This window comes from Desulfosarcina widdelii (assembly GCF_009688965.1).
GTDB lineage: Bacteria > Desulfobacterota > Desulfobacteria > Desulfobacterales > Desulfosarcinaceae > Desulfosarcina > Desulfosarcina widdelii.
The window spans coordinates 62,170-80,550 of record NZ_AP021875.1 but is presented as its reverse complement, the minus strand read 5'-3'; the positions used below and the strand labels follow the sequence as shown (position 1 = coordinate 80,550).

Annotated in this window: 12 protein-coding genes and 5 pseudogenes; 4 read left to right on the top strand and 13 right to left on the bottom strand. The window is 47.7% G+C overall.

Features of this window, described 5'->3' with window-relative positions; translation table 11 throughout:
• Positions 1-9 precede the first annotated feature (9 nt).
• Together GN111_RS00390 and GN111_RS34310 are read left to right on the top strand one after the other, a co-directional pair.
• Positions 10-1,296: an NAD(P)/FAD-dependent oxidoreductase gene (locus tag GN111_RS00390; protein WP_155301851.1), complete on the top strand. Its 1,287-nt coding sequence runs from the start codon at positions 10-12 to the stop codon at positions 1,294-1,296.
• A gap of 220 nt (positions 1,297-1,516) precedes the next feature.
• On the top strand, positions 1,517-2,209 hold the full coding sequence (locus tag GN111_RS34310; protein ID WP_155301850.1) for an NAD(P)-binding domain-containing protein: 693 nt from the start codon (positions 1,517-1,519) through the stop codon (positions 2,207-2,209).
• Here GN111_RS34310 and GN111_RS00380 read toward each other — a convergent pair.
• Positions 2,097-3,092: pseudogene (locus GN111_RS00380) on the bottom strand (NADP-dependent isocitrate dehydrogenase). The gene GN111_RS34310 and the pseudogene GN111_RS00380 overlap by 113 nt on opposite strands.
• 719 nt (positions 3,093-3,811) lie before the next feature.
• On the opposite strand from GN111_RS00380, the gene GN111_RS00375 reads away from it, so the two are divergent.
• Positions 3,812-5,740 (top strand): sigma 54-interacting transcriptional regulator, encoded by a 1,929-nt coding sequence (locus tag GN111_RS00375; RefSeq protein WP_170302060.1) that lies wholly within the window; start codon positions 3,812-3,814, stop codon positions 5,738-5,740.
• Between the two features lie 29 nt (positions 5,741-5,769).
• On the opposite strand, the gene GN111_RS00370 is transcribed toward GN111_RS00375, so the two are convergent.
• From GN111_RS00370 to GN111_RS33760, 10 genes and pseudogenes are all read right to left on the bottom strand, one after another.
• Positions 5,770-6,522 carry an MmgE/PrpD family protein gene (locus GN111_RS00370; RefSeq protein ID WP_269433868.1) on the bottom strand — a complete coding sequence of 251 codons (753 nt, stop codon included), beginning with the start codon at positions 6,520-6,522 and terminating at the stop codon, positions 5,770-5,772.
• A 16-nt stretch (positions 6,523-6,538) separates the two neighbouring features.
• A pseudogene (locus GN111_RS34305) lies at positions 6,539-7,135 on the bottom strand (MmgE/PrpD family protein); the annotation flags it as partial.
• A gap of 32 nt (positions 7,136-7,167) precedes the next feature.
• Positions 7,168-8,034 carry an alpha/beta fold hydrolase gene (locus GN111_RS00360; protein ID WP_155301846.1) on the bottom strand — a complete coding sequence of 289 codons (867 nt, stop codon included), beginning with the start codon at positions 8,032-8,034 and terminating at the stop codon, positions 7,168-7,170.
• Complete coding sequence (locus GN111_RS00355; protein ID WP_155301845.1) at positions 8,031-8,453, bottom strand: hypothetical protein; 423 nt, start codon at positions 8,451-8,453, stop codon at positions 8,031-8,033. The genes GN111_RS00360 and GN111_RS00355 overlap by 4 nt, the downstream gene beginning before the upstream one ends.
• 817 nt (positions 8,454-9,270) lie before the next feature.
• Positions 9,271-9,996: an IS110 family transposase gene (locus tag GN111_RS00350; protein ID WP_170302059.1), complete on the bottom strand. Its 726-nt coding sequence runs from the start codon at positions 9,994-9,996 to the stop codon at positions 9,271-9,273.
• 88 nt (positions 9,997-10,084) lie between these two features.
• Positions 10,085-10,738 (bottom strand): hypothetical protein, encoded by a 654-nt coding sequence (locus GN111_RS00345; protein WP_155301843.1) that lies wholly within the window; start codon positions 10,736-10,738, stop codon positions 10,085-10,087.
• Complete coding sequence (locus GN111_RS00340; RefSeq protein WP_155301842.1) at positions 10,731-11,087, bottom strand: hypothetical protein; 357 nt, start codon at positions 11,085-11,087, stop codon at positions 10,731-10,733. The genes GN111_RS00345 and GN111_RS00340 overlap by 8 nt, the downstream gene beginning before the upstream one ends.
• A 197-nt stretch (positions 11,088-11,284) precedes the next feature.
• Positions 11,285-12,028: an N-acyl homoserine lactonase family protein gene (locus GN111_RS00335; protein WP_155301841.1), complete on the bottom strand. Its 744-nt coding sequence runs from the start codon at positions 12,026-12,028 to the stop codon at positions 11,285-11,287.
• Positions 12,029-12,176: 148 nt separating this feature from the next.
• A pseudogene (locus GN111_RS33495) lies at positions 12,177-12,473 on the bottom strand (transposase); the annotation flags it as partial.
• Positions 12,474-12,515: 42 nt separating this feature from the next.
• Positions 12,516-12,974, bottom strand: a pseudogene (locus tag GN111_RS33760) (reverse transcriptase domain-containing protein); the annotation flags it as partial.
• A 1,182-nt stretch (positions 12,975-14,156) separates the two neighbouring features.
• Between GN111_RS33760 and GN111_RS00325 the strand changes: the two are divergent.
• Positions 14,157-15,214, top strand: a pseudogene (locus GN111_RS00325) (IS5 family transposase).
• A gap of 248 nt (positions 15,215-15,462) precedes the next feature.
• Here the strand turns inward: GN111_RS00325 and GN111_RS00320 are convergent.
• Both GN111_RS00320 and GN111_RS00315 read right to left on the bottom strand, forming a co-directional pair.
• A complete protein-coding gene (locus tag GN111_RS00320) occupies positions 15,463-15,987 on the bottom strand; it encodes a universal stress protein (protein ID WP_155301840.1) in 525 nt (174 codons plus the stop codon).
• A 99-nt stretch (positions 15,988-16,086) separates the two neighbouring features.
• Positions 16,087-18,141 carry a (Fe-S)-binding protein gene (locus GN111_RS00315; RefSeq protein ID WP_155301839.1) on the bottom strand — a complete coding sequence of 685 codons (2,055 nt, stop codon included), beginning with the start codon at positions 18,139-18,141 and terminating at the stop codon, positions 16,087-16,089.
• Positions 18,142-18,381: the final 240 nt, after the last annotated feature.

Sequence of the window (18,381 nt, the reverse complement as noted above, 5' to 3'; positions counted from 1 at the left end):
GAATGCATTATGACTGGTCGGAAATCAAACCCATTGGATGTGGCGATTATTGGAGGAGGGCCGTCAGGGATTGCGGCGTGTGTTGAACTATCAAATGCCTCAGAACTCCGCGTCGCTCTGTTCGAAAGCGAACAAGAATTGGGTGGCATGCCTCGTACATGTCACTTTTTCTTTGGTATGCGCGATCGAAAAAGAATCTATACAGGACCAGGATACGCAAAAAGAATGAATAACCTCGCCTGGAAAACTGCCGCAGATATTCACCTGGATACAACGGTCCTGCAGATTGTTCCGGGACATTCAGGCGACCTGCATGAAATACAGGTGGCATCCCCGGAAGGTTTCAGGACCTTCGATGCCCGGATTATTCTTCTTGCAACCGGTTGTTATGAGAGCCCTCTAAATGCACGAATGATTTCTGGTCCGCGTCCAGCTGGAATTTTTACGACGGGAACTCTACAAGATTTGGTGAATTCCTTCCATCTAAAACCAGGAAAGAGTGCCCTAATTATTGGTAGCGAGATTGTTTCATTATCGTGTGCGATTACCCTCCGACGCGCTGGTATGTCAATTGCTGGAATGGTTGAAGAGGATGATGAGCTTCAGACATATCCCCAATTGGCTAATTCAATGAGTAAATTAATTGGTTTTCCAATTTTTAAAAATACAACCTTGCATTCTATTTCGGGGGTTAAGCGTGTCGACGGAGTAAAATTGATCGAAAATACGACCGGTGAAATTAAGGAAGTGAAATGCGATACTATAATTCTTACAGGAAAATTTCGATCTTATTCTCCTCTTATTGATAACACGGTAATCGGGTATGATCCAGCGACCTTTGGACCTGCTGTTGATATGAATCTGATGACATCGGCCCCCGGTATATTTGCTGCAGGAAATGTTTTGCGGGGTGCTGAAATGCACGACTTGTGCGCACTTGAAGGGAAACGAGCTGCAAAGAACATTATAAAATATTTGAAGCCGAATAGAGAAAGAGTGAGTGAGTACATTTCGATTAAGGCCGAAAGCCCAATACGATATGTAGTGCCCCAAAAAATAACTCAAAAGGAAATTAAATCATACAGAGCTTCTTTTTTTTCCCCAGGCCCTTCTGTCCAATTAGAGCACACACTCAAAAAAGGTGCACTCGAGGCGTGGTCTGGTTCACAAATAATTTGGAAGAAGCCTTTTTCGAAATTGATTGCAAACACTCGGATTACCTTGCCGCTTAATGAATTTGATTGGCAAAAGGCGAACAGTAACAAAGAGATCGTATTAAAAGCAATTGTAATGTAGGCAATCATGATCTTCTCAACTTTTTGGTGATCGTTCTATTAGGAGGCACATTCTGGGCTCATCGACTTTTTGAGGATACAAAAGCTCTGATGGCGCGATTGCTCAAACAGAAACTGAATTTTGTTATTGTGTTCGAATATAAGGAGAAGAAAGTGAAATCTGAAAATCCAAAGATTGGTTTTATTGGTTTCGGCGAAGTAGCCTATTTTTTTCCCTTGGATTGAAGGCATCAGGTATTAAACAGATCTTTGCTTATGACCAAGCGGAGTCAGATCCAGAATATAGCGAAATCATCCATAAACGGGCGTTAGATGCAAATGTTCAATTAGTTCAGAGCCTTGAAGAATTGATGGTTCAGTCAGAATTAATATTTTCATCCGTTTGGGGTAACCTTGCTCTAAAAGTTGCCAAAGAAGCGGCACAGTTTATCAAGCCGGATAGGATGTACGCAGATCTAATTAATTCAACCCCGACATCGAAATACAAAGGAGCTGAAGCGATTACTGCCAAAGGAGCAGATTTTATCGATATCGCGATTTTCGGCCCCCCATCAAAGCAAAAACATAAGGTTCTTATGTGTGTTTCAGGGGATGGTGCGGAACAATTCAAGCTTGTTATGAGCAAGTACGGAATGAAGATTAAGTTGATGCCCGGCGAAGCCGGTAAAGCAACAACCATAAAAACGTTGGCAAAAATATACTACCTTGGAGCACAGGCTCTTTATCTGGAGTTGGCCACTAGCGCGAGGAAGGCAGGGTGCGACATTGAGTACCTTTTACCTATACTGGTAAATCCAACAGTTAATATGCCTCGTGAAGACGAAATGGCCTTCCGTCTCCAATATTGGACCCCGGCGCCATCCCCAGACCGCCGGCCATGGCCGCCAGGGCATCGGACATGTAGTCGCCGTTGAGGTTGGGCATGGCCAGCACGTCGTATTCTGCCGGACGTAGCAGAATCTGCTGGAACATGGCGTCGGCTATGCGGTCCTTGACCACCACGCGCCCCTCCGGCGCCTGTCCGTCGTATTTGTCCCACAACTCGTCTTCGGTAACAATGTGGTCGACGAAGGCTTCGCAGGCCATTTCATAGCCCCAACGATTGAAGGCGCCTTCGGTGAATTTCATGATATTGCCTTTATGGACGAAGGTCACGCTGGCTTTTTTCTGGTCGATGGCGTATTGGATGGCCATGCGCACCAGACGTCGGGTGCCGAACCGGCTGATGGGCTTGATGCCGATGCCCGAACCGTCCCGGATGGTACGTCCCGTCTCATCTTCGACCAAGCGAATCAGCTTTTTGGCAGTCTCCGAATCGGCCTCCCATTCCAAACCACTTTAGACGTCTTCGGTATTCTCGCGGAACACCACCATGTCTACGTCCTCCGGCTTGGTCACCGGGCTGGGAATGCCTTCGATATGGCGCACCGGCCGGACGCAGGCATACAGATCCAGCACCTGCCGCAGCTGCACGTTGACGCTGCGGATGCCGCCCCCCACCGGAGTGGTCAGCGGCCCCTTGATGGCCACATGATAATCCTTGGTGGAATCGACGGTGTCCTGGGGCAGCCATTCGCCGGTTGTGTTGTAGGCCTTTTCGCCGGCCAGCACCTCTTTCCAGGCGATGGCTTTGCCGCCGCGATAGGCTTTTTCCACGGCGGCGTCCAGGACGGTGCGCGTGGCGCTCCAGATGTCGGGACCGATGCCGTCGCCTTCGATGTAAGGAATAATGGGATGGTCGGGAACCGTTAGTTGTCCGTTCGCATTGACCGTAATTTTCGTTGCTTTTCCCTTCATGTTGAGACCACCTGTTTTTTATTTTTGAAGTTGATTTAAGTTGATGGGAATTTGGATATTAAATTTTAAGGGATTAGCCAAAACCATAATGTTCTGTGTTTTTCAAAACCTGCTCAGGTTGTCGTTGCCAGTTCTTATGATTTACTGGAAATAAACACAGTTTGAGTCTATTAACGGTCTCTTCCATCGCCCCCGACGATCAGTTATAACAAAAACCGTGCCAAAAAAATAATCGAGAAAAAATTTAGATCAGCCTCCAGGAATTTCGCTAACCCACACAACAATTTTGGTGTGAAAATCAAATGGGAGCAAGAATCACAAAAGCTGTAGGTTTTTCTTGATCTCTTTTGATTAGGGGACTTTCGCTATCCTCCGCTTGGTTCGGACTACAGCCAATGGATCCATAGTGATTTCCAAACTTAAAAGTATTTCAGGTTACATCATACGCCCAAGGATTACATGCTCTAATTTGACAACGGAGAATAACCCCGTAAGCAACAAACGTTAAAAAAAAATTGACAATAGATTGTTACAATGAAACAAATTGTTCCAATAATATACTGCGAACGGCCACTTAATGCGAAAATTGTTAATGGACCTCAAGATCAATGCAATGGTTTTATGGAGTTTCTGCCATTCCAAAATAAATGTTAAACTGTTTATAAAATCGCATGCTATGACCTTTCGCAGTATAATTCATAAATATGAAACAGGAAGCAATGCAGACAAATAATGTCACAGTAGGCATCTTCGCCTCCAGTCAACCCGTAATCAAACGCATTAAGGCAATCACCGCCCACCAGCAGGACCAAATCCACATCAATACGCAAGGGCTGGATGATGCCATTCCCGAGGCTATAGAGATGCAGCGAAATGGCATCGAAGTAATCATCAGCCGCCGGGGAACAGCGCATTTGTTGCGCGAAAACCTTCGTATTCCGGTTCTATCATTTCCCCACCGATCCCTGGATATTCTTGTTAGCTTGAAAGCAGCCGCCAGCATAAGCCGGAGGATACTTCTGCCCACGTTCAGACAGAAAATGGACGGCATGTTGATATTGGAAGAGTTGCTGGACATTGAGATTGTGCAGAAAATCTACAATGATCGGCAAGGCTTGGAGCGGGTCATCTCCCAATCTAAACGCAAGGGATGTGAGGTAGTTGTCGGCGGCAGTGTTAGCGAGCAGATTTCAGAAACCCTCGGCATCCGATTCGTGGGAATCCGAACCTCCGATGAAGACATGGCAGCCACTATCGAAAATGCAAAATCTGTCGCCATATCAGGGAGGGAGGAAAGGGCCACCGCCCGTCGCTACCGATCTATCATCGATGCCGCTTCCGATGGAATTATCGCTGTTAACGATAAGGGGCGCATCATTACCATTAACTCAAAAGCTCGACAAATCCTTCACATTGGAAAGGACGAGGTCATGAACCATTCAATCACCGACCTGATTCCCAACTGCCCGGTCCAGCATGTTTTGGCAACAAAAAAACCCGTCCAGGACCTATTAGGACAGATCCATAACGACCAGTACGTTTTCAGCCACTTGCCCGTTCTCTTGGATGACGAGGCCATCGGAGCGGTGTCCACCTTCCGAGACATCGGCAAAATCATGCGGACAGAAAACGTGGTCCGCAGTTCCCTCTCTAAAGGGCTTGTCGCCAAATACAATTTCGACGAACTGGTTTACGACAGCCTAGAGATGGAGGACCTTCTGAACGTCAGCCGGGAATACGCAAAGACTGAATCCACGATCCTGCTCGTCGGTGAAACGGGTACTGGCAAGGAAATTTTTGCACATGGCATCCACAACCTCAGCAGGAGATCCCGGCATCCATTCGTTTCCATTAACTGCACCGCACTGCCCGAGCAACTTCTGGAGAGCGAGCTATTCGGTTATGAGGAAGGTTCGTTCACCGGTTCTAAAAAAGGCGGGAAACCAGGGCAATTCGAAATCGCCCATAAAGGCACCATTTTTCTAGACGAGATTGATTCCACACCGAAAGCCATGCAGATTCGCCTTCTGCGTGTTCTCCAAGAACGTGAGATTTTGCGGGTTGGCGGTGACCGTAAAATACCTGTAGATGTGCGAATCATTGCCGCAGCGAGCCGCGACCTCCACCACGCGGTTCTGGAAGGAAAGTTCAGGGCAGATCTTTTCTATCGCATCAATGTGCTTTGCCTCCAAATTCCTCCTTTGAGACGCAGGCAGGAAGACATTCCAGTACTTCTTGACTACTTCATAAAACTCTTTTCAAACCGCCAGAATTTTAAACCTATTATGATTCCAGAAGAATACGTATACAAGCTCAAGCAGTATGACTGGCCTGGAAATGTCCGACAACTCAGAAATTTTGCTGAACGTCTTGTCATAAATTGCAGCCTGCACCGCAGGCATGATATGTTGAATGTACTCTACCGGGAACTAATTCAGAAAACCATACTCACCCAATCTAGTTTAGCGAAGCCTAAGCCGTCTTTCGAATTGAAAAATCGTATTAAGGAGACCACGCTAAAGAGTGAAAAAGCCATAATCATAAAAGCTTTATCCCAAGCACGATACAGCAAGAGCAAAGCTGCGAAACTTTTAGGGATAAGCCGAACCACCCTTTGGCGAAAAATTAAGGAGCACAGCATCGATTGAGCCGCCCCACTTTGGGCGATTTGAGCGATTTACATCAGAAGCTTCGTTAGACTACGAATATCCTCTTTGGTTTCCAATGATTCGACCTCATTGATTATGCATTCCGCAGCTTCCGCAGAAAGGACCTGGGCCGTCATGCTTTTGAATTTGAGGGCCACTTCCGCAAAGCTCAACGAATGTTCGGTCGAACCTTTGGCAAAATCCACGCGGGTTTCAAACCGCCGTCCATCCTTCAGTACCACCTCCACCCGGTTGGCGTAACGTTGGGGATAGACTTTGTCGATGTCCGGATCCAGGACAATCTGAACGCGCTTGGCCAGGTTTAGGACCTGTGGATCAACAATCCGAATATCTGAAAACTGTTCCAAGAGTGCCATACCATCCAGCAGGATAACGGCCACAATATATTGAAGGCTCATTTGGGCTTGCACCACACCCTCTGCCCTGTATGGGAAACCGCATTGCACCTGAACCCCTTTAGCGGTTTTGACGATAACGGTATCGACCTCTGCTGGAGAAAAGCCTCCCAGCTTTTTTAACTCCAGCACGGCATCCACCGCTGAATGAGAACTGGCGCAGCAGGCATACGGTTTTATATTGACCTCACAGCTATGATACGCCTCACCAAGTGCGGCAGTGGCAACGGACAGGTCGAACTGATCCGACATAGCCTGACAGAATCCGCCATCTTGTGCCTCCAGAATCTGGGTCGGTCCATGAAACCCGTCCCGGGCCAAAAAAGCGGCTATGATACCACTTTGACTGGCCCGGCCTGCATGAATGAAACCTTTTGCTCATGGCCCCATCTGCCAGAAAGGCCCAGAGGCCGGCGGATTGCGTCCCTGCCATTCCCAGAGCGCTTGCCATCTCATCAGGGGAAAGGCCCAAAAGCCGACCAGCAGCGACGGCAGCACCAAATGTCCCCATGGTACCGGTCAAGTGCCACCCTTTCATCCGTGACACGTTGGGACCGGTAGCAAGACTGATGCGAATCATGGTTTCATAGCCGGCCGCCATGGCCGCCAAAACCTCCTCGCCGGAAGATTCCATAAGTTCTCCGACAGTTATCACTGCTGGGATCACCGCGGCCCCCGGATGGATTTTAGCGTTATGGTAATCATCAAAATCAACACCATAAATCATTACACCAAGTCCCAGGCTCACGTCGGCGCTGGGCCCACTGAAGTTTTGCCCCCAAAGCGTAGCCTCCTTTTTGCCTCCCTGTCCAACTACCCACCGATTGACTATTTGAGACCAGTCCAAACAAGCCCCGTTAATCCCGCAACCAATGGCATCCAGATGATACTTTTTCAAACGAACCACGAGATCTGGACTGAGGTCGGGGTATGACAATTTTGCAGAAAATTCCGCCAGCGTCCGGGTTACCTTCTCCATATTATTAAGTACTCAGTTTTGGGAGTTAATATTTACGATGACGACTCTTCTCGTTTCGATATTTCGTTCAATATCGGCATTATATATTTTTTGAACTGTGTTGGATTTTCGCTCATCGGGAAATGCCCGACTTCCTTCATGACCTCCACGTTAACTCCCGGGATCGTCTTGGCAGTACGCAATGTGTCTTCGGGCCTACATGAAAAATCATATTCGCCTGTAAGCAGATAGAGAGGACAGATTTTTGTATCGATGTTTCCCAGTTTCCCGCGCAGATCACAATCGACGCGATAAAAATAGAGATCGCCGCGAAATATTCCAGGACCGCTCTGCATGTATTGCCACAGGGTTTCGTGACGGTATATGTCGGGACTTTGAGGAGCAACCAGGCCTGAAACAAGGGCCGCACAAACTTCCCCACCATGCACATCGCTTCGATGAAGCCACGTCGTGTCGTACCAAGGCTGCTGATAATCTGCCGCCTCCAGACCGATCAAAGCACGGAATTCCTTACCATGGGAATTTGCCAACTCAAGAGTGATTCGCCCCCCGATAGAACATCCCATGACAACGGGACGATCAATGCCCATAGCGGCAGAGAAGGACCGAATTATTGCTACATAGAGTTCAGTGGTTAGTTGATACTCGCGTTTTTCCCAACCTAACGGAGGGTATGACTTTCCATGCCACGGCATATCAAATGTAATCACACGGAATTTATTCGTTACATCTTTATCGCACATCAAATGCCTGAACTGTCTCGTGTCTGCACCTGCAGTATGAAGGCAAAGCAACGGAATTCCATTTCCAGCTTCCTCGAAATAAATGCGACAGTCTTCCCCAAGAATGGGAAACGTGGTGTAACGGCCGACGATGGGTTCTACGGCGCTTGTTTTCATTTGGAACCTCCATATCTTGGTAATGTCACGACATCTTTGAAATATTGAAGATTCGCCACAAAAGGATAAAGATTCCCCTCCATCGTCATCTCACCGCGTTTGGTCAATGCAAAAAGATCATGCCAGCCCGGTTCGGGGGGATCCTGCCAAAAGGCATTCCAGGCATGGACCGAACCACGAACAGCGAAGTCCCATGAGCACATCAAAGGAAGGCCCTTCTGGCAATTTTTGATACTACCTTGCTCAAAACTCAGAAGGAACGAAACATTTCCAATTTGCACAAGACAATCAGCGGAAAGATTTCTTCCCCTCCAGACAAAATGAGAATCTCCATTAACAAGCTTTGGAATGACTTTTTCAAATTGAACACATAATTCTTTCTCTAGGCCCTCTTCTACAATTATTGAATCCTCCGACATTGGATCATACCTCCTTTTAGATTATTGAATTTGATATAAGACACAATCATATCCAGAAACAATTCGTTCTTTTCTGTATATCGTTTCAAATTAATTCAGGGGTCGCATATGAAAAGTGAAGTCAAGACATAATTATCCAATACTGCAAAATCGATTTTTTGATTTCGCAGGACGACCCTGATTCGGCTAACCCTTTGATTAATTCCTTTTTCGTGACCATTTAAAGTTTACAGTTTCAGTCGGGTGCCCGGATCAACAAGACAGTGCGGGTTTTGTTCTTTCCATGCGCATATCTGAATCATTTGTTTAAGACAAACAAAGATTAATGTCATATTGGGTATAAAGGCCAGGGGGCTATCCGGGGAGTGAGCCTACCTTTTCAAGCTACGGTGGATAGACCCCAAATGATTGAGCCTTCCCTGGCAACCCGGATCCGCCGGACTGCACTGCGCACTTCAGTGTCAGCAATAGGGTGGTATATCGGTAAGCCTGAATCCTATTTAAGCGGACCCAGAGAACATTTCCGGTTGATAGGCGTCTCCTTTCTTCCAGATGCTGTACATCACCGTTAATATTTTACGCTGGGTATTGAGTCTGGCATGTTGACGGTTGTAGGTACGTTTCAATGAGTTTTGGAAAAAGTCCTTAACCTCATTGTCGCCCTTCATTGCAGCTACGTAAGCTCTATAACTCAAGGCTTTAAGCTCGCCGACACCGGATGAGTCACAAGTCGTTTATAACCCAGCGGTTTTCCGTCGCTGCTACGGTCGCAAATGGATTGCCGGCAGTATTTCCACAGTTTACTTTTTTTCGTAAATCAATGCGGAGTTTGAACAAAGGCATCAAAGATATGGGTGTTGACATCAGCAATACCGGGGATTTTTTTGAACTCGCATATTTCAGGGTAGTTACGTCCCAGTTGCTTCATGCTCTCAAGTGCTGATCTTCTCATCGCTTCGGTTTGATCCATAAGATGATAGAGCTGGCCAAGCTGTTTTTGAATGGGTGGATGTTTGATCTGTTTTATGTACTTGCCGCGTCGCCCAGGGCTGTAGACGCAACTGGTGAAAATATCGATGACGCCCCAACGCCGATAACTGGCTTTGATTTTATGTTTTAAACGCGTCAACTGATTACGAAGATCAAGGTAATGCTGGGCAGCCGCTTTGAAGATGGCACGATCATCATTTTCTGGATGGTAAATTTGTTTGAGTTCACCCATTCTGAGCAGGCGGCATAGATTGCGGGTATCTTCTGAATCCTTTTTATTGGAACTTTTATAGATCAACACATTTTCTCTCGGATCGCAAACGATAACCTCAGTGACATGTGAAGAAGCGGCCTGGGCAGCCCAATGCGTCAAGGTGCCCTCTTCAATGGTCAACAATTTGGTTTTGGCCTTTATTGATGTAAGCGCATGGATGATGTTTTTTTCAGAGGTAGCGAATTCTACATTTCCTCTGAAGTTGCCGTTATGATCCATGTTTCCCAAAGTGCAACTACGTGCATGTACATCCAAAGCTAGGTATGCTATTTTTTGCATCGGACGACCTCCCATTGGTGTATTTGGTTTTTGTTTGGCTGTTAATCTTATACACCAAGGTCGTCCGTTTTTCATATTACCGGGGAGTTTATCCCAAGACCTGTTCTTTGATATTCCAAGTTGATCGACCCTGCTTGAACGCTTGAAGTTGATGCATTTGAATGGTCAAGCCCATGGCGGCAAACAACCAGCGGTTGTTTGCGTCGCCGCGCATCCAGCAACGGTCCAACTCGAAGATGTCTTTCACCAGACCTTGCATCGGCTCAACCTTGTAAGCGCGTTCCCGGTAGATCTTTTTGTGTTTCGGTTTACTCATGAATGCAATCATCTTCTTGCGAGTCGCTGTCTTATCCATGGTTGCACGACAACTGGTGATCAGGTTCATCTTTCGTTGTCTTTTGAGCTCCCGGAAAAGATCCGCATCACCGGCTTTCGAGTCCATGGCAATAAAGTCCACTTGCTTTTTGACATGAAACGTTTCCAGCCACATGCGTTTGGCTTCGTTGGCGCTGTTTTTCATCCATACAAAGCAGCCCAGCACCGGATGCTTGTGGGAGGTCAGGGAAAACGATCCATGGCCGTATACCCAGCCAGCAGCCTGGGACTTGCACCAGGTGGCTTCTTTGTCGATGCCGCGCAATCCCTTGGGAATAATGCCCTGATCCTTCTGTTTCTTGTGCCAGACCGGACCCTTGGCCCTGTTCATCATCTTGTCGGCGCTGATAACCCGGTCTTTACTCAAGCTCAGGAAATAGCTGAAAAATAAACGCTGCTGGGTCTCCAGGGAAATGACGGATTTTTTTTAACCGGTCCCTGAGCTGTTTTTCACTGATGGGCGAAAGATCCATGCCCTGGGCAATGATATCCCAGTATTTGACCGTCATCTTGTGAATTTGCACGTAACTTTTGACCTTCAACTTCACCGACAGAATCGCAATGAACATGATCAGCCACTCTGGATACTTGAACTTGGGTCCGCGTTCTCCCAATCGCTCCGGATCAGGGAAGTTGGTTTCATCGAGAAAATCTCTGAACGCCTCCCGGGTTTCACGAATCCAACGGGTCGAGATTTTGTTTGCCTTTCTGGGCATGAATAATCTCCTTTGTTGTTGAAATCATTGAGATTATTCATAACAATTTTAATAGCTTATGTCTAGTCAAAAATACTTTTGAATATCAGCGGGTTAGAGAGTTTTGGTTGTCCAGAAAAACTCCACGACCCCTCAATTAATTAGTGAAATGAAATCTTCCAAGTTTTTCTTAGTTCCATAAAAAAACCTTTTTTCTTCTAACCTATCACCTGAGGTTTTTCAAAGGCCGGGTCGTGGCATGCTAAAACAATGTCCGCCATCCCCTTCACTAGGAGGACACTTTCGTAACCGTCGACCGCATTTAAATGGATACCTGGGGCTACAACTGGTGTGGATTCAATAATTTCTTCAGATGCTCCCACGGGAGGTCCAAAGTTTTCTTTGAGACAACAAAACCCAGTTATGATCGCCTTTCCTTCCTCCGTGTTTACGGCAACAGACATATTCCCCGGCGTATGCCCTGGTGTTGGGACAAGATCAATTCCAGGTAAAATTTCCTGTGCCCCTTTTACCAAAACAAAATTAAGCCCGGTAAACAAACTCTTCTTGTATGTTGGCGCAAGTATGGGATGAGGAGAGTATGCAAAGCGCAATTCTTCCTCTTGAACGAGTATTTTTGCATTTCTGCACTTTTGTGTATTTGCGCAATGATCCCACTGGAGATGGGTTTGCACTACGATATCGATATCTTCAGGCTTTAGTCCCACACTTTCCAGAGAGTCTTCAAAAGACATAATCTCCTTTGCCGGCAGTCCCCTGAATTCCATCGCAAGCTTTGCATCTGCAGCTGTATCCACAAGAATATTCATATCTGCTCCTTCGATGTACCAAACGACATTGGGAATGCGAATCTTTTGCCCGTAATGAAAACGATACATTAAAACTGCTTTGTCAATTTCCATAGATGATAAAGGTAATGCTATGATTTTATACGTTTTCATTCTTTAGCCCCCCTTTAAGCCCCTTAATTACAATATTAAAAGGTCAATTCATATCAGTAACTTCCGGTTAAGTTATTGCACTAACGTTTTGTAATTTTGGCTCTTTTTCATATCGCTGATGATCGGCATCCACAGGCCAGCATCGCAGTTCATTTTCGATCTGAGTACGCAACTGCCTAACCCGCCGGATGGATACCTTTTCCTTAAAATGGTTGTGACAGTATATGGCCAACAACAGATAAGTGATCAGGCCTGAAAGGATCTGGACCATGAGGCCATAGGAACTGCGGGCAATCAGATGGTAGACCTTTAAGTGTCTTTTCCACAAAGCAAAAAAGTTCTCAATGTTCCAGCGTAATTTATATGCCTGTGCGATCTGCTCCGACGATAAATCATAGCGGTTGGTGGCAATCCGGTATTTGACACGGTCGACTTCGTAGCCCACCCGCGCTCGAAACACTTCATCACACCCTTGCATTCGCCAGTATTTCAGAAAGCGGTTCATGTATAAGTTGGCCAAAAGCGGACTGATCACGCCCCCCTGGGGCGTGCCACAGGTGCTCTTGCGTCCGCCTGTAACCCTTCCCCCACTGCCTTTGTCACCATCGTGCACGACCGGCGTCTTCAACCAAAGCTTGATCAGTAGCAGGACATTGCGGTCCACAATCCGCCGCGAGACACATTGCATCAACGCCTGATGCGGAATCGTATCAAAATACTTGGATAAGTCCGCATCCACGACGTCTGTGTACCCCTGCTTCAGCAGCTGATAAACCTTGCGGATCGCGTCTAACGCACTGCGCTTGGGTCGATAACCGTGGACATTGGGTTCCAGGTCTGCCTCGAAAATTGGCGCGATGACCAGTTTGGTGGCTGTTTGTACCACCCGATCACGTATGGTGGGAATGCCCAATGGGCGCTCCCCACCCCCCGGCTTCGGGATCATTACCCGTCTCACCGGTTGCGGTCGATAGGTCTTTTCCCGCAGTTGTTCTCTGATTCCGGCCAGCCACTTCGTTGCGCCTTCAGACTCGATCTGATCGAACGTTACCCCGTCCGTGCCTGCTGACCCACTATTGGCCTTGGCCAGCCGATAGGCATAAATGAGAATATCCTCTCGATAGATCTTGTCGTACAGCAAATAGAAGCGAAAGTCCGGTTCCGACTTCGCCTTGAGGTAAAGCTTTCTCTGGAGATTCCGTATCTTGTCAGGTGTTTTCAGGACCATGTCCAATCACCCTATCTCGTCTCGGTCAAAAGCATACCAGAAGTAAGGGGCCTTTCCTCCGCCGACATTACTCGACATCAACGGTACTACGCCCCTCTCCGACTCCCGCCCAGACCGACGCCAAATGCGCCGTTACGGGTCGCGACCCCGCGTCTGGGACGGGTCTCCCACGTTACCCAAGATACCTTCCTGGCATGCTGTCCCCATTACCCCGGTGGACCGGAACAGGTGGGTCGGTTACGGCCCTGCTCCACTGCGGCCTTTCCCGAATATTGGGCGGGTCGGCGTCCACGACTGTCCTTTCGGGGCCTGCTCAGGGTTCACTCGCGTTACGGCCTGCCAGGTTGCTGCAGCCCCTTGCGGCTTACATCTGTCCCCAGAGCTCCAGCAGGCGGATCTCTCCAACCCGCTGTCTGGGTAGCTACCGGGATGTACCGACAATTTCCCGGACGGGACTTGCACCCGCTGGCAACTTGCGCCCTCGTGGCGCACCAATATGTTCGGTTCACTGTGTTCGACACGACGCATAGAACCATCTTCACTGAATGCGATGTCAAGGTGGGCTTTGCTGATATCAACGCCGATAATGAGGTTTTCCCGGTTCATGAGTGTCCCCCTTTTCTCCCGGCCTTGCGATTCGGGCTTTTCATTGCCCATTCAACTGTTCGGGGTTGAGGTTGGGTCACGGCGACCCTCGCTGTTAATCGGGTTTTTTCACCCTGGGCTGTATCGGTATTCCATGACCCTCAGGATACCTCATTATAAATCATTTTCATTATACAAGGCTGTTGAAAAACACACATTTTTTTGACTGGTTATAGTATCTTTACTAGCCTCTTCACAAAACCTTGACTGGCTTGGAGGTTTTTGATGAGAGGCTCGCAAAAGTAGCAAGATTCTCTGTTCAGCTATGTGCCACTTGAAAAGCGTATCCCCAAAGACTATCCGCTGCGTCCAATCCGTAAGATGGTCGACAAGGCGTTTGAACAGCTGTCGGACAAGTTCTCCGAGTTGTATTCGCACACCGGCAGGCCATCGATTGCACCGGAGTCTTTGCTCCGGGCAGCGTTGCTTCAGATTTTCTACTCGATCCGCAGTGAGCGGCTTTTGCTGGAACAGCTCGTTTACAACCTGTTTTTTCGGTGGTTTGTCGGTCTCAAAATGGATGATTCGGTTTGGAACCATTCGGTTTTTTCCAAAAATCGGGACAGGCTTCTCAACACTGAGATCGCTGCCGTGTTTTTTGCCGCTATCCGAGATCAGGCTGCCCAAAAGAAGCTGATGTCAGATGAGCATTTTACCGTTGACGGCGCGTTGCTGGAAGCCTGGGCCTCAATGAAAAGCTATCAGCCAAAGGATTCTGTTAAAAACGATCCTTCCGGCGGCGGCTCGGGTAAAAATCCAACGGTTAATTTTCGAGGCCAGAAGCGCAAAAACGATACACATCAATCCGTCACCGATCCAGAAGCCAAGCTCTACAAAAAACCAAGAGATCAGCAGGCTAAGCTATGTTACCTAGGCCATGCGCTGATGGAAAATCGCAACGGGCTGGTGGTCGACATCCGTGTCACTTTGGCCAACGGCACTGCCGAGCGCAAAGAAGCCATTGAAATGGTTGAAAAGGTCCCCGGTAAGCATCGAATCACCTTGGGTGCTGACAAGGGATACGACATCACTGATTTTGTTGAACGAATGCGCTTTTTGAATGCCACTCCTCACTTTCCCAAAACGGAAGGGACTCTGCAATCGATGGTCGCATAACCCGCCATGAAGGCTACAATGTCAGCTTGAAAGTACGAAAACCGGTTGAAGAAATCTTTGGCTGGATGAAAACCATCGCTTGCCTTGGCAAGCTGCATCATCGGGGCCAAAAAAGAATCCAAGGGATATTTACACTTGCTGCGGCGGCCAACAACCTGATCAGGATCCGAAATCTGCAGGCAGACGCCTGTCCATAGCACATGGATGTAAGAGAATGCCCCGAAATAAATATTCGTGGGGCCTGAACAAAAATAAATATCCCAGAAAAGCAGATAACTGCTGCTTTGTTTCGGCAAAAATTTCAAAGAGCAAGAAAATGTTCAGAATGAAGAGCCGTTTTTCAACGGCCTGCTAAACACGGACCCCGCACTATGTTGGCAACGCTCGGGTGGATTTTGAAACTATCAACGCCCTTGGTCACCAAGCCGAAAAAGATTTCCCTCTGTCACTCGTTCTCATTTGGTGGCGGCACAACGAGAACGGGGACTCTCGTCCGCTTTAAAACGCCTCTTGCGGTAGTCCCTACGACATTGGCACTAATTAGTCCTTTATGAGCTCCAATGACAATCAAATCAGAGCCTATCTCCTTAGCCGTCATAAGAATCTCTTCCACAACCTTCCCAGACTTTATGATAGCGTCATGAAGGTTGTATGAGTGACGTTCGTTATCCGCTTCTTTAGAAGTGCATAAAAACTCTAAGGCATTGCGAATCATCTCATGGTCCCGTTTTTTGCCTATCAATGCGATCCTTGCCGTATTCTCACTAAACTTCGCCAATTCCTTTCGTTTTTGCTTTCCTAGAAATGCTTCGAGGTCGGCTTCAATGCTCGATGTTGCTTTTTCCATTACATGAAGGATTGTAAGGCTTGCACCATAACACGTTGCCGCACTTGCGGCAAAGAAGAAAGCATGGCGGGAGTTTTCAGATAGGTCGGTCGAAAAGAGTATTTTTTTAAAACTCGGAATCATTTGTCCTCCTTAAATATGTGCATAAAAATCTACAATTCCCCCTTTTCGGGGCGTGTCCGCACATTTCTCCTTTTCTAATCATTATTTTTATATCGTAAGCTATCTCTCCGCGGTTTTCTGGCCTTCGCCCTCGGTATCTCTGAGGAGTGAGACTGTTAACTCCATCAGGTCCACCACCTTGATTCGCTCTTCCAGATCAGCCGTCTTTACAGCGTCTTCCAGATGAAGAAGACAGAAAGGACAAGTGGTTACGAGGACGGTTGCTCCGATCTCTTCAACCATGTGTATTCTTTTCTCCGCCATTCTCATCTCCTCCTGTTGGACTTCATACCAGAGGGCGACATCACCCCCACCACAACAGAAGCTTCTGTCCCGAGAACGGTGCATCTCGGCCAAGACTAAACCTGGAAGGTGGCACATAATTTTCCTGGGTGCTTCGTATATTCCGTTGTGCCGTCCCAAATAACAGGGGTCATGGTAGGTATAGACGTCCCCATCCGGAAGACGTCTTACCAGATTCAGTCGGCCGCCCTCTATCAACTCAAGTAAGATTTCTGAGTAGTGGCATACACTGAAAGAGCCGGGATACTCGTTTCGGAGGGTGTTGAAGGCGTGCGGATCTGCGGTTACGATACGATTAAAGCGAATTGTATTTAAAACCTCCATATTGTCCTTCAGCATAGCCTGAAAGAGGCCCTCTTCCCCAATACGCCGTGCCTGATGGCCTGAGTCCTTCTCCAGGGGACCTATGATGCCGAAATCGACTCTCGCCGCGCTTAGAGCCGAAGCAATGGCAACAGCGATTCTCTGGGCTCTGGGATCGTAGGAGGCATAGCTGTCAACAAAAAAAAGGACGTCAACCTCGTCTCCCGGCTTCAGAATCCGTACGGCGGCGCCTTGCACGGATCTGACCCAATCAATCCTGTTTTCTGCCGGTTTGCCGAAGGGATTTCCGGTTTTCTCGAGGCGAATCAAGGCATTACTAAACACCTGCGGAGCTAGAGATGTCTCGATAAGGCGGCGCCTCATATCGACAATCCTGTCGATATGCTCTAACTGCAACGGACATTCTTCTTCACACGCCCCACAGGTGGTGCACGACCATAGCTCCTCCGTACCGATTGCACCTCCCGGTAGGGTCGTCGACCGTGCCTTATAATCCGGCGCTGCCCAAAGTGGAACGCTCCCGTAAGCGACCTTCCTCAACTTTAGTCCTATCATCATTGGTGACAGGGGTCTTCCCACGGCATTGGCGGGACAATTTTCGGTACAGCGGCCGCATTCCGTGCATGTCGCAAGGTCAAGGATTTGCTTCCATGTCAAATCCTCAATTTTCCCCACCCCCAGCTTCTCTATTTCTTCGATACGCGAAATATCCCATCGTGCAGGCTTGATGACCCCCTTTTGTAGTTTTCTGAAAAACAGAATTGGCAAGGCAGTAATAACGTGGAAATGCTTCGATAAAGGAAGAAGGTTCAGAAACAGAAAAAAAATAACAAGATGCAGCAAGTAGCTCATCTGATGGAGGACTCTAGCACCGCCCGGGTCCAATGGTAATAAATAGGACACAAGGCGGGCAGCCGGAAGCTGATTTTCTCCAAAACCCGAGTAAAGGATAAAGCTCCCCTCGAAGATCATGTCTGTGACCATGAGCAGTGCGATGAGCGTCAATATCAGATAGGCTTCGAGTTGTCGTCTCCCCTGATACCTCGCAGGTTTCACGATCGCCCGCCTGAATGCAGCCCAGGCGCAGGCACCAAGGACAATAAGCTCAAAAAAATCTTTTGTAAAATCGTAGAATTGGCGGAATCCGCCTGGTGAAAGAAATGCCGGAATTGAAAAGCCTATCCCCAACATAATGAGTTCGACAGACCGTAGTCCCAGGACGATAAATCCCCAGAAAATCATCAAGTGAATCACACCGCTCATAGGGTATCGAAACTGTCTTTTTTGCAAAATCCCTAAAACAAAAACTCCCTTGATTCTTTCTATTATGGAATTAAATCGGTTATCCGGCATGCTCGAGCGAAGCAGAATATATCTTTTATAGACGATATAACAGAAGGCGGCGCTCCCGGAAATCACGATTAGCCAGTTAAGTACATATCCCGTCATGCCGAAGTGAATCCCTGTCACGGAATCTATCGGAGCCATATTGGAAAAACTCCCTGTTTCAAGCAAAAGATGTACCTTAGTTATTATCAAGCTTTCAGGTTAGCGCGTTTCAGTTCTGCTCAAGAGCTGACAATCTGCTGAAATGCGGCGTCCCAGTTCCTCATATTCTGCCCTGCCTGGATTGTATGCTCTCCGAAAATACTCATATATCCCCAAAATCTGAGTATTTAAATAATCCCACACCCTTGTCCAGTAACCTGATATTTGCTTTTCAACTGC

What these genes read in the sequence shown, in the direction of transcription:
- GN111_RS00350 (WP_170302059.1), bottom strand. Translation starts at nt 9,996, where the DNA reads ATGCAAAAAATAGCATACCTAGCTTTGGATGTACATGCACGTAGTTGC.
- GN111_RS00375 (WP_170302060.1), top strand. Translation starts at nt 3,812, where the DNA reads ATGCAGACAAATAATGTCACAGTAGGCATCTTCGCCTCCAGTCAACCC.
- GN111_RS00390 (WP_155301851.1), top strand. Translation starts at nt 10, where the DNA reads ATGACTGGTCGGAAATCAAACCCATTGGATGTGGCGATTATTGGAGGA.
- GN111_RS00315 (WP_155301839.1), bottom strand. Translation starts at nt 18,141, where the DNA reads ATGGCTCCGATAGATTCCGTGACAGGGATTCACTTCGGCATGACGGGA.
- GN111_RS00335 (WP_155301841.1), bottom strand. Translation starts at nt 12,028, where the DNA reads ATGAAAACGTATAAAATCATAGCATTACCTTTATCATCTATGGAAATT.
- GN111_RS00355 (WP_155301845.1), bottom strand. Translation starts at nt 8,453, where the DNA reads ATGTCGGAGGATTCAATAATTGTAGAAGAGGGCCTAGAGAAAGAATTA.
- GN111_RS00360 (WP_155301846.1), bottom strand. Translation starts at nt 8,034, where the DNA reads ATGAAAACAAGCGCCGTAGAACCCATCGTCGGCCGTTACACCACGTTT.
- GN111_RS00320 (WP_155301840.1), bottom strand. Translation starts at nt 15,987, where the DNA reads ATGATTCCGAGTTTTAAAAAAATACTCTTTTCGACCGACCTATCTGAA.
- GN111_RS00340 (WP_155301842.1), bottom strand. Translation starts at nt 11,087, where the DNA reads ATGCCCAGAAAGGCAAACAAAATCTCGACCCGTTGGATTCGTGAAACC.